This is a genomic window from Streptomyces justiciae, assembly GCF_015163075.1.
GTDB lineage: Bacteria > Actinomycetota > Actinomycetes > Streptomycetales > Streptomycetaceae > Streptomyces > Streptomyces justiciae.
The window spans coordinates 1-15,099 of sequence record NZ_JADDXU010000021.1 but is presented as its reverse complement, the minus strand read 5'-3'; the positions used below and the strand labels follow the sequence as shown (position 1 = coordinate 15,099).

Annotated in this window: 7 protein-coding genes; all 7 read right to left on the bottom strand. The window is 73.4% G+C overall.

All coding sequences use genetic code 11. The features are described 5' to 3' along the window. Nucleotides 1–213: 213 nt before the first annotated feature. Nucleotides 214–1,473 (bottom strand): ABC transporter permease, encoded by a 1,260-nt coding sequence (locus IQ210_RS39505; RefSeq protein ID WP_194084105.1) that lies wholly within the window; start codon nucleotides 1,471–1,473, stop codon nucleotides 214–216. Next, a complete protein-coding gene (locus IQ210_RS39500; protein ID WP_194084104.1) occupies nucleotides 1,470–2,192 on the bottom strand; it encodes an ABC transporter ATP-binding protein in 723 nt (240 codons plus the stop codon). Before IQ210_RS39500 ends, IQ210_RS39505 begins: the two co-directional genes overlap by 4 nt. Then, nucleotides 2,189–3,493 (bottom strand): peptidoglycan-binding protein, encoded by a 1,305-nt coding sequence (locus IQ210_RS39495; protein ID WP_194084102.1) that lies wholly within the window; start codon nucleotides 3,491–3,493, stop codon nucleotides 2,189–2,191. Before IQ210_RS39495 ends, IQ210_RS39500 begins: the two co-directional genes overlap by 4 nt. Then, entirely contained in the window at nucleotides 3,490–4,053 is a 564-nt protein-coding gene (locus IQ210_RS39490; protein ID WP_256780115.1) for a hypothetical protein, read from the bottom strand. Before IQ210_RS39490 ends, IQ210_RS39495 begins: the two co-directional genes overlap by 4 nt. An 86-nt stretch (nucleotides 4,054–4,139) precedes the next feature. Further along, nucleotides 4,140–4,472, bottom strand: a complete 333-nt coding sequence (locus IQ210_RS48345) for a ferredoxin (RefSeq protein ID WP_322657867.1) — start codon at nucleotides 4,470–4,472, stop codon at nucleotides 4,140–4,142. Nucleotides 4,473–4,477: 5 nt separating this feature from the next. Further along, the gene (locus IQ210_RS39480; RefSeq protein WP_194084099.1) at nucleotides 4,478–5,647 is read right to left on the bottom strand and encodes a cytochrome P450; all 1,170 of its coding nucleotides are present in this window, start codon (nucleotides 5,645–5,647) and stop codon (nucleotides 4,478–4,480) included. 7 nt (nucleotides 5,648–5,654) lie between these two features. Beyond that, the coding region (locus IQ210_RS39475) for a non-ribosomal peptide synthetase (protein WP_194084098.1) at nucleotides 5,655–15,099 on the bottom strand (9,445 nt) is incomplete at its 5' end.

Sequence of the window (15,099 nt, the reverse complement as noted above, 5' to 3'; positions counted from 1 at the left end):
CGAGGACATTCCGCGGCATTAGATATTTGTTTTTGGGGTGGGCCGGGCGGAGCCGGATCACAGTCTGACCTGCGGGCGTCCGGCGCGACAGGGTCGTCCAACCGGCCGACCCGGGCAGTTGGACACCGGACGACCGGGGTGCGGCGCCCCCGCCGGCGGGGGATGGCGACGGAGGCGCCGCGGTCCGGAATGTCAAGCCACCGTCCAGGGCGGCTAGTTGGTCGCGAGGGCCTCCGTCGGGGGGAGCCGGGCCGCGCGGACCGCGGGGTAGAAGCCGGCCAGTCCGCCGATGGCGAGGGTGGCGGCCAGGCCGCCGGCCATCGCCCACAGCGGCACCAGGGCCGCCCACCCCTGATAGGCGGCGTAGCCGTCGGTCACCCCGATGCCCAGCAGGACACCGCCGAGGCCTCCGAGCCCGGACAGCAGCAGCGCCTCGGCGAGGAACTGGATCCTGATCTGGCCCCGGGTGGCGCCGAGCGAGCGGCGCAGTCCGATCTCCGAGCGGCGTTCCAGCACCGAGATGACCATGGTGTTGGCCACCCCGACCCCGCCGACCAGCAGCGCGACCCCGCCGAGGCCGAGGAGCAGCCCGCTCAGCGACTTGTCGGCGGCGTGCTTGGCGGCCAGTGCGTCGGAGGGGCGGGAGACGTTGACCTCGTTGGGGTCCTCCGGGGAGACCGTCGGGCCGAGCACGCTGTGCACCGTCTCGACGTCCGCGTCCTTGGCGCGGGTGTAGACGGTCGTCGGGTAGCCGTCGAAGGACAGCTCCTTCTCCGCCACCGACCAGCCCACGAAGGCCTGGGTGTCAAGGGCGGGCAGCAGTTCGTTGGGGGCCAGCAGCCCCACCACGGTGAACCAGCGGTTGCCGAGCCACACCTGTACGTCCGTCCCGGCCCGGTGGATGCCCAGGCTGCGTGCCGTCTCCGACCCGAGGACCACGGCCGGGTAGCGGCTGTTGGCGTTGTTGAGCCAGCGGCCGTCCACGATCTTCCCGCCGATGGAGCGCAGCAGGTCCGTGCGGGCCGCGCTGACCGTCAGACCGCCCGACTCCACCGCCGGCACCCGGTCGTTGCGGTAGAGCTTGGCGTCCGTGGTGCCCGTCGCGGAGGCCGAGATCACCTCGGGCCGGTTCGCGATCATCGCGACGGCGTCCTCGGACAGATGGGCGTTGTCGCCGGTCATCGTGGTGCCCGGGGCGACGGTGAGCAGATTGGTGCCGAGCGCGGCCAGCTGCTTGTTCAGGTCGTTGGTCGACGAGGTGGAGATGCCCACCACGCCGATCATCGCGGCGATGCCGATCGCGATGCCGAGGGCCGACAGGAAGACCCGCATGGGGCGCGAGCGCAGGCCCCAGCCGCCCACCCGGGCCACGTCCGACAGGCTCAGCCGGGCCGCCTTGGGCCGCGGCGGCGGGGGCAGGTCGTCCCAGGGCCGCTGCCGTTCGGCCGGCAGCGCCGGATACGCCGTACTCATCGCCCCACCCCCGTGTGCGTCAGGGCCCGGGGCCCCGGTGATCCCGAGTCGTGCTCGATACGGCCGTCCCGCACCCGGACCTCGCGCGGCAGGGACGCCGCGATGTCCCGGTCGTGGGTGATGACAACGACCGTCGTGCCGGCCTCGTGCAGTTCGTGGAGCAGCTCCATCACCACCGTCCCCGAGCGGGAGTCGAGGGCGCCGGTCGGCTCGTCGGCCAGCAGCAGCGGCGGATCGCCGACCACCGCCCGGGCGATCGCCACCCGCTGCTTCTCACCGCCCGACAGCTGCTGCGGCTCGTGGAAGAGCCGGTGCCCCAGACCCACCCTGCGCAGCGCCACCTCGGCGACCCGGCGCCGCTCCCGGCGCGGCCGCCCGCTGTACAGCAGCCCGTCCGCCACGCTGTCCAGCGCGGACACCCCGGAGGCCAGATGGAACTGCTGGAAGACGAAGCCGATGGTCCCGGCCCGCAGCGCCGACAGTTCCCGGTCGTTGAGGGAGTCCACGGCGTGCCCGGCGATCGCCACCGTCCCGGAGGTGGGCCGGTCCAGGGTGCCCATGATGTTGAGCATGGTGGACTTGCCCGAGCCCGAGGGGCCGACGACCGCGAGCATCTCGCCGCGGTGGACCACCAGGTCCGCCTCGACCAGCGCGGCCACGTCCCCGTACGACTTGCCGACCCCGGCCAGCTCGATCACCGGGTGGGCGGTGACGGTCACTTCGGGACCCCCACGACGGTGCCCTCGGTGATGCCGGTGCCGGAGACCTCGACCATGCCGTTGCCGAACATGCCGAGCTTCACGTTCCGGTACTCCGTCTTCGACCCGGTCACCACCTCGACCGCGTAACCGCCGCCCGGCAGCGCGAACAGGGCGCTGATCGGCACCGCGAGCACGTTCGACCGCGCTTCCGCCGCGAACTCGACACTGACGGAGGCGGCCTGGTAGGCGCCGAGCTTCTTGGCGTCCTCCACCTTCAGCTCCACCGGCACGGTGGCGTTCGAGGAACCCGAGCCCGAGGACTTCTGCTGGTCCCCGCCCTCGCCCCCGGAGTCGCCCGACGAGGTCGGCGTGCCGATGTCCGTCACCACGGCGGTCACCGTCGTGTTGTCCGGCAGCGTGACGGTCGACTTCCCGCCCTTCTTCGCCAGGTCCGCGTACTGCACGGGAAGGTCGACGGAGATGACCCGGTCGGTGCCCGTCCAGGTGAGCACGTCACCGGTGAGGCTGTCGCCGACGGCGAGCCCCGCCTTGGCGACCCGCCGCGCGCCGGACGCCACCACCGCGTCGCCGGCCGAAACCTCCCCGGTCTCCGTACGGCCGAGGTCGTCCTGCCACTCCTCGACGGCGGCGGCCGTGTCGGAGGTGTAGTCGGAGTCCACCGTGAAGCCGTCGTAGCCGAGCGCCTTCAGGTTCTTCTCCAGCATCTTGACGTCGCTGCCGCTGACGCCCGGCTTCAGCGTCCGGTACAGCGGCACCGAGCCGTAAAGCAGCGGCACCGACTGCTGGTTGACCTTGTAGACCGGCTTTCCGCGGGTGATGGTGTCGCCGTCGGAGGGCATCCAGGTCACGACCCCGGCGGCCGCCCCGCCCCCGCCCTGCGCCTGCCCGGACTGCGCCGAGCCGGACGCGGCCGGGGCCTGCACGGCCACCGTGTCGCCGTACCCGAGCTGCCCGTCCAGGGCCTGCGAGCTGGTCAGCGTCGTCCGCTTGACCTGCGTCGTGGCGGGCGGCCCGGACGGCGCCGTCGCCTCCGTACCGTCGTCCCCGCCGCCGAACACCCCGAGGGCGGCACCGGCCGCGGCCGCGGCGACCACCGCCGCACACGCCACGACCAGGGCGATACGCACCCCTCGGCGGCGACGGCGGCGGTCCACCGGCGCCTCGTCCACGGCGCCGCCGCTCCCCTCGTAGGAAGGGGAGGGGATGGCCTCGGGCCGCAACTCCAGCTCCCTGCCGTCGATGCCCGGCGCTTCCTCGGGAGCCGTCCGGGCGACGGTCCCCTCCTCCTGACTGGTCATCCCTGCGGCCCTCCCATGAAGGCGAGCGTGCCGCCGGGCCGGATGCTGTAGCAGGCCTCGGCCGCCTTGGAGAACTTGGGATCGTCCCGCCCGGTCAGGCCGGAGGCGTTGGCGTCGATGACGATCGTGTTCCCGTTCACCTGCGGGTCGGGGAAGTTGGGGACGCCGTTCTCGCGGATGCACTTGGCCCAGGCGGCGACCTTCGTCGCGTCGAAGGCCCGGCTGCCGGCGGCGTCACCGGTGTCGCCCTGGTAGAGCAGGCCCTGACAGGCGGACTGGGCCGACTTGAAGGTCGGCGAGTTCTGGTCGACGCCCTGCGGGATGACGAGCTTCACGCCGCCCCCGCTGTCCTTCTCCGGGTCGGGGAACTCCGAGACACCGTGCTCGCGCATGCACTGCGCGTAAGCCACGCCCGCGCTCTCCGTGCCGCCCGCACTCGAGGAAGAGGAGTTCGCGCCGCCTTCGCTGGTCACGGTGGCGTCCTCCTCGCCCGACGAACAGCCGGCGAGAAGTGCTCCTGCTGTCATCACGGACAGCACCGCCAGGAGGGGCCCGGTCACGCGCTTCTGATGGTTATTCGGCATACCAGAAGTTCTACGGGGCGCCCGGTCACACCAGGGTTGCAACGGGCGCCCCGCGGGGCCGTTCAGTCAGACCGGTCCCACCCGGCACTTCCCTGTCCGTCGGACGGCACCAGCGTGATGGCGCGAGCGGGACAGCGGGACGCGGCCCGGCGCAACGCGGGCAGCGCCTCAGCGCCCGCCTCCCGCGCCCGGAGCACGACCAGGCCGTCCTCCTCCGACTGGTCGAAGAACTCCGGCTCGAACAGCGCGCAGGCGCCCGAGCCCACACAGCTGTCCCGGTCGACCCGGATGCCCACCCGGGCCGTGTCCGCGGTACCCGCGGTGCCCGCCGTATCTGCCGTATCCGCGGTATCCGCCGTATCCGCCGTGTGTGCCGGGTGTGCCGTGTCCGCCACCGGCCTCACCACAGGACCGGCAGCGTCTCGACGCCGAACTGCGGCGCCAGCGACCGGAACCGCAGCTCCTCCACCCCGGTGCCCAGCCGCAGGCCGGGGAAACGCTCCAGCAGCCCCGTCAGCGCGATCCGCAGCTGGAGCCGCGCCAGCGCCGCACCGAGGCAGAAGTGCACGCCGAAGCCCAGCGCCAGGTGGTTGCCGGGCTCCCGGGCGACGTCCAGACGGTCCGCGGTGCCGTCGTCGCCGCCGTACGGGCAGCGGTTCGCGGCGAACACCGAGCACGACACGACCTCGCCGGCCTTGATCAGCTCCCCGCCGATCTCCACGTCCACCAGCGCGGTCCGCGGCGACACGGACGCCACCACCGACACATAGCGCAGCAGCTCCTCCACCGCCCGGTCCATCAGCTCCGGCCGCTCGCGCAGCAGGGCCAGCTGGTCGGGATGACACAGCAGCGCCAGCACCCCCAGGCCGATGGTCTCCGCGGTGTTCTCGATCGAGCCGTTGGCGACGCTCTCGCAGATGCCGGCCACCTCCTCGTCCGACACCGCGTCGCCGTGCTCGCGGATCAGCATCCCGGCCAGGCCCTCGCCCGGATCGCGGCGCTGGGCGGCGGCCAGTTTCCGGAAGTGCCCCACGTACTCCGACGTCGCCGGATGGCGCCGGGGGCTGTGCCCGGACGCCCGGTGGTCACCGAGCCGGGACAGCTCCGACAGGTCGTCGCGGGGCAGGCCGATCAGCTCGGCGAGGATCAGGCCCGACACCGGCCGGGCGAAGTACCGCATCAGGTCAGCGGGGCGGCCGGCCCGCTCCAGCACCTCCAGCCGCTGGTCCACGATCCGCGCCATCATCGGCTCCAGCGCCTTCATCTGCCGCACCGTGAACATCGGCGCCACCAGCCGCCGCAGCCGGCTGTGCTCGGCCCCGTCGGTCTGGAGCAGGCTCCCCGGGTGCGGATCGGGCTTGCGGCCGTCCGGCTCGGGCGGCGGCATGCTGGAGAACCGCTCGGCGTCGGCGAGGATCTGCCGCACCACCTCACGATCGGTCACGATCCAGTGGGGCATCCCGCCGGGGGGCCGGAACAGCGGCGCCCGCGCGTTGAGTTCCAGGAGCTCCGGCACCGGGTCCAGGACGTTCCGGCGCTTGTCGACCGGAAGCTCGAACGACTGCGTCATGCGAGTCCTACCTTTCTGACACGGGCTTGTGGTCTGACGTGGATTCCGGTGCCACCAGGCGTCGGGCGACCTCCCGGCCGATGGTCTCGGCGTGCGTGCCGCGGAGCATCCCGACGTGGTCGGCGGCGATCTCGAACCCCTCGATGGGCTCGGCGATGTACTGCTCCCAGGTGGAGCGCGCCGCCGCGAGCGACAGCTGGGCCAGATCGCCCTCGGTGGCCAGGAACAGCAGCGCGCCACCGCCGAAGCGCCGGGGTGTGTGGCCCTGCGCCAGCCGGATCATGTGCTCCTTCGTCTCCTCCACGTTCACCGTGAACGAGTCGGCCGGCGGGCTCATCGCCCCGGGCCCGTCGAGCAGGGCCCGCCCCTCCTGGTCCGCGGCGCCGTCGATCCGGACGCGCGTCCCGTCCACACCGGCGGCGTCGCCGTCGTCGCCTTCCTGGCGCGGCCCGTCCTCGTCCCTGCGGTGGTGTCCGCCGGGGAAGCCGTCCAGCAGCGCCAGCAGCGTGACCTCCTCGCCCCGCTCCTCCAGCTCCGCGGCGATGGCCTGGGCCAGCACCGCGCCGAAGGACCAGCCGAGCAGCTGGTACGGCCCTTCGGGCTGCACCGAGCGGATCCGCTCGACGTAGTCGGCCACCAGCTCCGGCACGCTGCCCGGCATCGCCCTGCGGTCGGTGAACCCGGGCGTCTGGAGGCCGTAGACCGGCAGATCCTGCGGCAGGTGGCGCAGCAGCGCGGCGTAGGACCAGGCCAGCCCGGTGCTGTGGTGCAGGCAGAACAGCGGCGTCCGGGACCCGCCGCTCTGCAACGCCAGCAGCGCGTCGAGGTCGTCACGCCGCCGCCCGGCCCGCCGCGGCGCCGTCAGCCCGGCCGCGCCGTCCAGCGCGGCACGCGGCTGCACCAGCCCGTCCGAGGTCCACGCGGCACGCCGCCCGGTACGCAGCATCAGATCACCGCCGCGCCCGAAGGGATCGGCGACGAGGCTGCCCGCGGTGCGGGCGGGGGCCCCGGCGTAGGCACGGGCCAGCGACGGCCCCGCGACGTACAGGTCACCGGCCACCCCGACCGGTACCGGCCGGAGCCACTCGTCGAGGACGTAGGCGCGGGCGGTGCGGGGGAGGGAGAGGGCGGCGATCGGGCTGGAGCCCGTACCCGAGGCGGTGGCCCCGGCAGGGGCGGTAGGGCCGTCGCTCGATGCGGCGGTCTCCACAGCGGCGGTACGACCCTCACCCTGCGCGCCGGTCTCCACAGCAGCGGTACGCCCCCCGCTCAGCGCGGCCAGCAGTCCGACGAGCAGGTCGGTGACCGGCGCGGCCGCGTCCAGGTGGAGCGTGGCGGCGGCCGACTCGGACGACGGGGAGGCCGCCTGACGGTCGATCACCCGGCCGAGCAGGGACCGGTGGTCCACCAGCTCGCCCACGAGCGTGCCGTCCGGCGCCTCCGCGGGGAGCAGTACGGCCGGCTGGGACGGCAGCGGGTCCGGGAGTACGGCGGGACGGCGCAGCCGCCTGCCCGCGGCCCGGATCGCGTCCGCCACCCGCAGCACGGGCACCGTCGCCACGGAGTCCTTCTCCCCCGTCCCCGACGCCACGACGAGCGCGGCCGGCCGTACGCAGCCCAGTCCGGCCGCCGCCGACAACGGACCCTCGGGGGCGTCGGGGTCGGCGATCAGGCACATGGCGCCCGACCGGAGCACGCCGAGCACGGCGACCGCCCAGTCGGTGCCGGGCCGTACCGCCACCACCACGGTGTCGCCCGCGCCCACCCCGCGCCGGTCCAGCCCCGCGGCGAGCCACGCGGCGGCCCGGTCCAGGGCGCGGCGGCTGAGGGAGCCGTGCCGGTCCTGGACGGCCGGCGCGCCCGGCTCGCGTACCGCGGCTTCGGCGAGCGCCGGGAGCACGGTGCCGTCCGGGACCCTGGCCGCGCCGCGGTTCCAGTCCTCGGTCAGCTGCCGCCGCTCCGACTCGCCGAGCAGGATGTCGAGCTGGCTCAGCCGCAGTTCGGGCTCGGTCGCCACCTGTCCGAGGAGCCGCAGCAGACGCCGTACGAGAGCGGCGGCGGTGGCCCGGTCGAACAGTTCCTCGGCGTAGTCCAGGCTGCCGTCGAGGCCGTCGGGCCCGCCGTCGTCCCGGTGCCGGTCGGTCAGCCGTACCGTCAGATCGAACGCGGACGCCGGGGTGCCGAGGCCGACGAGCGAGGCGTCCAGCCCCGGGACCGCCGGGACGTCCCACTTCGCCGCGGTGTCGTCCCGGACGTCCAGGACGACCTGGACGAGCGGATGCGGGTCACCCGGTGCCGTGTCCGCGACGCCCAGGGCCTCGGCGATCCGCGCGAACGGCACGTCCCGGGACCGCTCCGCCTCCTCGGTGGTCTCCCGGACCCGGCCGAGCATCTCCCGGAACGTCGGGTCGCCCGAGACATCGGTGCGCAGCGGCAGCAACCCGGCGAACGGGCCCATGACCGCCTCGAGTTCACCCTCGCCGGTCGGCCGCGGCGCCACCGCGCCGAGCACCAGATCGGTGCCGGCGCCCATCCGGGCGAGCAGCATCGCCAGCCCGGCGTGCACCACGGCGACCGAGGTCACGCCGAGCGACTGGGCCGTCTCCGTCAGCTGGACGTGCACCGGGGCGGGTACCCGCAGCGGCACCGCGCCGGTCCGCCGGCTGAGCCGCGCGGACCGCGGCCGGTCCACGGGAAGCGTGATCGCGGACGGCGCGTCCGCCAGCACCTCCTTCCAGTACGCGAGCTGATCACCGGCCACGCTCTCCGCCGTCTCCGCGTCCGCGTCCGCGAGCAGCCGGCTCTCCCAGACCGCGTAGTCGGCGAACTGGAGCGGCAGGGGCGCCCGCTCCGGGGCCCGGCCCTCCCAGCGCGCGCCGTACGCCACGGAGACATCGCGCACGAGAGCGTCGCGGGACGCGTCGTCGCCACCGATCCGGTGCAGTACGAGGAGCAGGACATGGTCGGTGTCGGAGAGCTCGAACAGCGTGGCGGCCCAGGGGGTTTCGCTCGCGAGGTCGAACCGGCGGGCGGCCCCGGCGGCCAGTACGGCGGGAAGTTCCCGCTCGGCCGCCGTGACGACCGGGAGCTCCGGTCGGGCCGCGGGATCGCCGGCGTCCAGAATCCGCTGGACCAGTCCCTCGTCCGGGGTCTCGGCGAAGACCGTCCGCAGGATGGCGTGCCGTGCGGCCACATCCGCCAGCGCCGCCCGCAGCGCGTCCCGGTCGAGTTCCCCGCGCAGCCGCAGGGCGACCGACGACTGGAGGGCCCGCGTACCCGGATCGGCCGCGGCCCGCCGCCAGACGAACCGCTGCCCGGCCGTCGCCGGCGCCTCGCCCCCCTCATGGTCGACCGGCAGCAGCGAGGGACGCGACTTGGTGCCCAGGATGCGTGCCGCGCCGATCGGCGTCGGATCACCGAAGAACTGCTTCAGGTTCAGCTCCGCCCCGATCTCCGACCGGACCCGGCCCGCGAGGTGCATCGCCAGCGCCGAATTGCCGCCCAGATCGAAGAAGTTGCCGTCGGCGGCCACCCGGTCGACGCCCAGCACCCCGGCGAACAGGGTGCACAGCAGCGCCTCGGTCCCGTTCCGGGGCAGGAGACCCGAGCCGTCGCTCTCCGGATCGGGGACGGGCAGCGCGGCCCGGTCGACCTTGCCGTTGACCGTCAGCGGCAGCGCGTCGAGGACGACCACGGCCGAGGGGACCATGTAGTCCGGGAGCCGCGTCGCCGCGAACTCCCGCAGACTCCCGGCCTCAAGGTCCGCGGCCCCGGAGTCGCCCGGAAGGACGTACGCGACGATGCGCGGCTGGCCCGGGCGGTCCTCCCGTACGACCGCTATGGCCGTCTTCACGTCCGGGTGGGCCGCCAACGCGGCCTCCACCTCCCCGAGTTCGACCCGGAAGCCACGGATCTTGACCTGCTCGTCGGCACGGCCGACGAAGGCCAGCTGTCCTTCACTTGTCCAGCGGGCCAGGTCACCGGAGCGGTACATCCGGCCACCGTCACCGAAGGGGCAGGCCACGAAGCGCTCGGCGGTCAGGTCGGGGCGGTTGACGTAGCCGCGGGCCAGACCGTCACCGGCGATGTACAGCTCACCCGTCACCCCTACGGGGACGGGGCGGAGAGAGGCGTCGAGGACGTAAGTACGGACGTTTCCGAGCGGTCGGCCGATGGCGGGCGGGGCGTCCTCGCCCGTGATGCCCTCGTCCAGGAGGACGGCGGTGGTGATGACGGTCGCCTCGGTGGGGCCATAGGTGTTCCAAACCCGGGCGCCCTCACGCCACTTGGCCGCCAGACCGGCCTCCAGGCGCTCCGCGCCCAGCACCCAGTTCCCGATCCCGGAGACCATCTCCGGCTCCAGCGCGCCGAGGAGGGAGGGCACCACACTCGCCACCCCGACGCCGGCCGCCTCGATCATGCGCGCAAGCGCCGCCGCGTCCAGTCGTTCGTCGGACGAGGCGATCGCCAACGTGCCGCCCGCAGCGAGAGTGACCGCCACGTCCAGCACCGCCGCGTCGAAGCTGAACGACGCGAACTGCAAGGCTGTGACGCCCGGTTCGACCCCGAGAACCGGCCGCATCACCGACGCCAGGTTGGCCACGGAGGCGTGTGCCACGGCCACGCCCTTCGGACGCCCGGTCGACCCCGACGTATAGATGACGTAAGCCAGTTGATCGGAGCCGACCTCCGGCAGTACACCGACGTCACTGCCCAACTCGTCGAGCAGGACGGTGTCGACCTCGGCGGACAGGCGGTCGGCGGTCTCGGCCGTCACCAGCACCAGCTCGGCGTCACTGTCCGCGGCCATGAACACCAGCCGCTCGGACGGGTATTCGGGATCCAGCGGGACGTACGCACCACCGGCCTTCCACACCGCCAGGATCGCCACGACCATCTCGGCACCGCGTGGCAGGCACAGCCCCACCCGGGACTCCCGGCCCACACCGCGCCCCACCAACCCACGCGCCAGCGCGTCCGACCGCGCGTCCAGGTCGGCGTACGACAGCCCCCGACCCTCGGACCACACCGCGACCGCCTCCGGCGCGCCGGCCGCACGGGCACGGAACCGCTCCAGCACGGTTGACGTGTCCACCTGCTGGTCGGAGGCGTTCCAGCCGTCGACGACCGCAGCCCGCTCGGAGGCGTCCAGCACCTCCACGGCGCTCAGCCGCAGCTCCGGATCGGCCGCGACCTGCTCCAGGACCCGCTCCAGCCGTCCGGCCAGCGCACGGACCGTCGCCTCGTCGAACAGGTCGGCCGCGTACAGGATGCCGCCGCCCATGCCGGCCGGGACTCCCTGCTCGGACCACCGCTCCCCCAGTGAGAAGGAGAGGTCGAAGCGGGCCGCGGGGTCCTCCGCCGGCGGGATCTGCTCGACCGCCAGCCCTTCGAGGTCCCACTGCGCCTCGGGCACGTTCTGGAGCGCCAGCATCACCTGGAACAGCGGGCTGCGGGCCCCCGACCGGGTCGGGTTCAGCTCGTCCACGAGCTTGTCGAACGGCACGTCCTGGTAGGCATACGCCGAGAGGTCGGTCTCCCTGATACGGGCCAGCAGGTCACCGAAGGTGGGGTCACCGGAGGCGTCGGAGCGGAGAACGAGCGTGTTGACGAAGAACCCGGCCAGCCCCTCCAGCTGCACATCCGAACGCCCGGCGACCGGCGTACCGACGCAGACGTCCTCCCCCGCACCCATCCGGGCCAGCAGCACCACCAGCGCGGCATGCACGACCATGAACATCGTCGCGCCGCCCTGCGCGGCCAACTCCGTGAGCCGGGCATGCGTCTCCGCGTCCACCCGCACCGGCACCTGACCGCTGCGGAACGACGGCATCGCCGGACGCGGCCGGTCGAACGGCAGCGCCGTCTCCTGCGGCGCCCCCTCCAACACCCGCCGCCAGTAAGCGATCTGCCCAGCGCCGGGGCTCTCCGGGTCGTCCAGCTCGCCGAGCACCTCGCGCTGCCACAGCGCGTAGTCGGCGTACTGGACGGGAAGCGGCTCCCATCCCGGTTCGGCACCCGACAGACGGGCGCGATAGGCGTTCTGGAGGTCGTTCGCCAGCACCCCCATCGACCAGCCGTCGGAGGCGATGTGGTGGGCCACCAGCAGCAGGCCCCACTCCGTCTCCGAGATCCTCAACAGGGAGGCCCGCCACGGCAGATCGACCCGCACGTCGAAGCCGCGCCCGATCTCCTCCTGCATGAGGTCGTGCCACCGCTCGCCGGCCTCGATGACCTGGAGTCGCGGACGCCCCTCGGCGCCCACGCGGATCTCCTGGTACGGCACTCCCTCCACGTCCGGGAAGACCGTCCGCAGACTGTCGTGCCGGTCGGCGATGTCCCAGAGCGCCGCCTGGAGGGCCTCGGTGTCGACGGTGCCGGACAGGCGCAGCGCGAAGGGGAGGTTGTAGGCGGACGCCCCGGTCTCGTCGATGCGGTTGAGGAACCACATCCGCTGCTGGGCGAAGGACAGGGGGACGCGCTCGGGGCGCTCCCGGCGCGCCAGCACCACGCCCGCCGACGCCCCCGCCGTGTCGACGAGCCGCGCGACACCGGCCACGGTCGGCTCGGCGAACACCTCACGGACCCCGACCGACGCCTCCAGCACCGAGCGGACACGGGCGATCAGCCGCATCACCTTCAGCGAATCACCACCGAGTTCGAAGAAGCTCTCCTCGGCGCCGACCTGCTCCAGGTCCAGCACCTCGGCGAACAGGGCGGCCAGCGCCTCCTCGGTCGGGGTCGACGGGGCACGGCCACCGTCCGCCGCGCGCTCGGGCTCGGGCAGCGCGGCACGGTCGATCTTGCCGTTGACGGTCAGCGGCAGGGCGTCGAGCAGCACGATGGCGGACGGCACCATGTAGTCCGGCAGCCGGCCGGCGGCGAACTCCCGTACCGCGTCCGCCCGCGGCTCCCGCCCGGCGACCGGCAGTACGTAGCCGATCAGCCGTTCGTCGCGTACGACCGCGATGGCCGTCTTCACCTCCGGGTGGGCGGCCAACGCGGCCTCCACCTCCCCGAGTTCGACCCGGAAGCCACGGATCTTCACCTGCTCGTCGGCACGGCCCACGAACTCCAGTCGCCCGTCCGCCATCCAGCGGGCCAGGTCACCCGTGCGGTACATCCGGCCACCGTCCGCGTCGAACGGGCAGGCCACGAACCGCTCCGCCGTCAGGTCCGGGCGTCCGATGTAACCGCGGGCCAGTCCGTCACCGGCGATGTACAGCTCGCCGGGCACCCCTACCGGCACCGGCCGCAGATAGGCGTCCAGGACATGGGTCCGGACGTTCTCCAGGGGGCGCCCGATGGGCGGCGGCGCGTCCTCGGCGGTGAGGCCCTTCGGCAGCAACGTCGCCGTGGTGATGACGGTCGCCTCGGTCGGACCGTAGGTGTTCCACACCCTGGACCGCGCCCGCCACTTGGCGGCCAGACCGGCCTCCAGCCGCTCGGCACCCAGCACCCAGTTGCCGATCCCGGCGACCGCCTCCGGCTCCAGCACCCCGAGCAGCGACGGGACGACGCTCGCGACCTCGACCCCGCAGGCCTCCACCAGGGCGGCGAGCGCAGCGGTGTCCAGCCGCTCCTCGGCCGACGCGATGGCCAACGTACCGCCGGCGGCGAGCGTCACCGCGACGTCCAGGACCGAGGCGTCGAAGCTGAACGACGCGAACTGCAACGCCGTCACGCCCGGCTCGACGCCGAGCACCGGGCGCATGGCGGTGGCCAGGTTCGCCACGGGGCCGTGCGCCACGGCCACACCCTTCGGACGGCCCGTCGACCCCGACGTATAGATGACGTAGGCCAGTTGGCCGGCACCGACATCCGGCAAGTCACCGGAACCGCCCGCGAGTTCATCGAGGCGGACGGTGGCGATGCCCTCGGACAGCCGGCCGGCGGTCTCGTCCGAGACCAGCACGAGCTGTGCCGCGCTGTCGGTCACCATGTAGGCCAGCCGGTCGGAGGGATACTCCGGGTCCAGCGGGACGTACGCCCCACCGGCCTTCCACACCGCCAGCATCGCCACGACCATCTCGGCGCCACGCGGCAGGCACAGCCCCACCCGGGACTCCGCGCCCACACCCCGCGCCACCAGCCCACGCGCCAGCGCGTCCGACCGCGCCTCCACCTCGGCGTACGTCAGCGACCGGTCGAGGGTGCGCAGTGCCACCGCCGTCGGCGTCAGCGCGGCCCACTCGCGGAACCGTTCCACGACCGTGGTGACGTCGTCCGCGTCGCGAGCCGTGGCGTTCCACTCCGCCACGACCGTGGTCCGCTCGGCCTCGTCCAGCACCTCCACGGCACTCAGCCGCAGCTCCGGATCGGCCGCGACCTGCTCCAGCACCCGCTCCAGCCGCCCGGCCAGCGCACGGACCGTCGCCTCGTCGAACAGATCGGCCGCGAACAGGATGCCGCCGCGCATGCCCTCCGGCTCGCCCTCGGCGGTGTGGAACTCGTTCAGCGCCACCGACAGGTCGAACCGTGCGGCCGGGTCGGACGCGGGCGGTATCTCCTCGACCGCCAGCCCCTGAAGATCCCACTGCGCCTTCGGCACGTTCTGAAGCGCCAGCATCACCTGGAACAGCGGGTTGCGGGCCGCGGAACGCGCCACACCCAGCTCGTCGACGAGCCGTTCGAACGGCACGTCTTGGTGCGCGTACGCCGAGAGATCGGTCTCCCTGATACGCGCCAGGAGATCCCCGAAGGTGGGGTCGCCAGAGGCGTCGGAGCGGAGGACGAGCGTGTTGACGAAGAACCCGGCCAGATCCTCCAGCTGCACATCGGACCGGCCCGCGACCGGCGTACCGACGCAGACGTCCTCCCCGGCCCCCATCCGGGCCAGCAGCACCACCAGCGCGGCATGCACGACCATGAACATCGTCGCCCCGCCCTGCGCGGCCAGCTCCGTCAGCCGGGCATGCGTCTCCGCATCCACCCCGACCGGCACCGACCCACTGCGGATCGACGGCGCCGCCGGACGCGGCCGGTCGAACGGCAGCACCGTCTCCTGCGGCGCCCCTTCCAGCACCCCCCGCCAGTACTCGATCTGCGCCGACCCCGCACCGGCCCCGTCGTCGTCCAAGTCGCCCAGCACCTCCCGCTGCCACAGCGCGTAATCCGCGTACTGCACGGGGAGCGGCTCCCACTCCGGGGCCGCCCCGACAAGACGGGCGCGATAGGCGCCCTGAAGGTCGCGGGCGAGTACGCCCATCGACCAGGCGTCGGTCGCGATGTGATGCGCGACCAGCAGCAGGACCCACTCCGTGTCGGAGACCTTCAGCAGAGTGGTCCGCCACGGCAGATCACCCCGGACGTCGAAGCCACGCTCGGCCTCCTCCTGCATGAGCGCCCGCCACTGCTCGCCGGCCTCGACGACCTGGAGCTGGGGGCGGCCTTCGGCGCCCTCACGGATCTCCTGGTACGGCACACCCTCGACGTCCGGGAAGACGGTACGG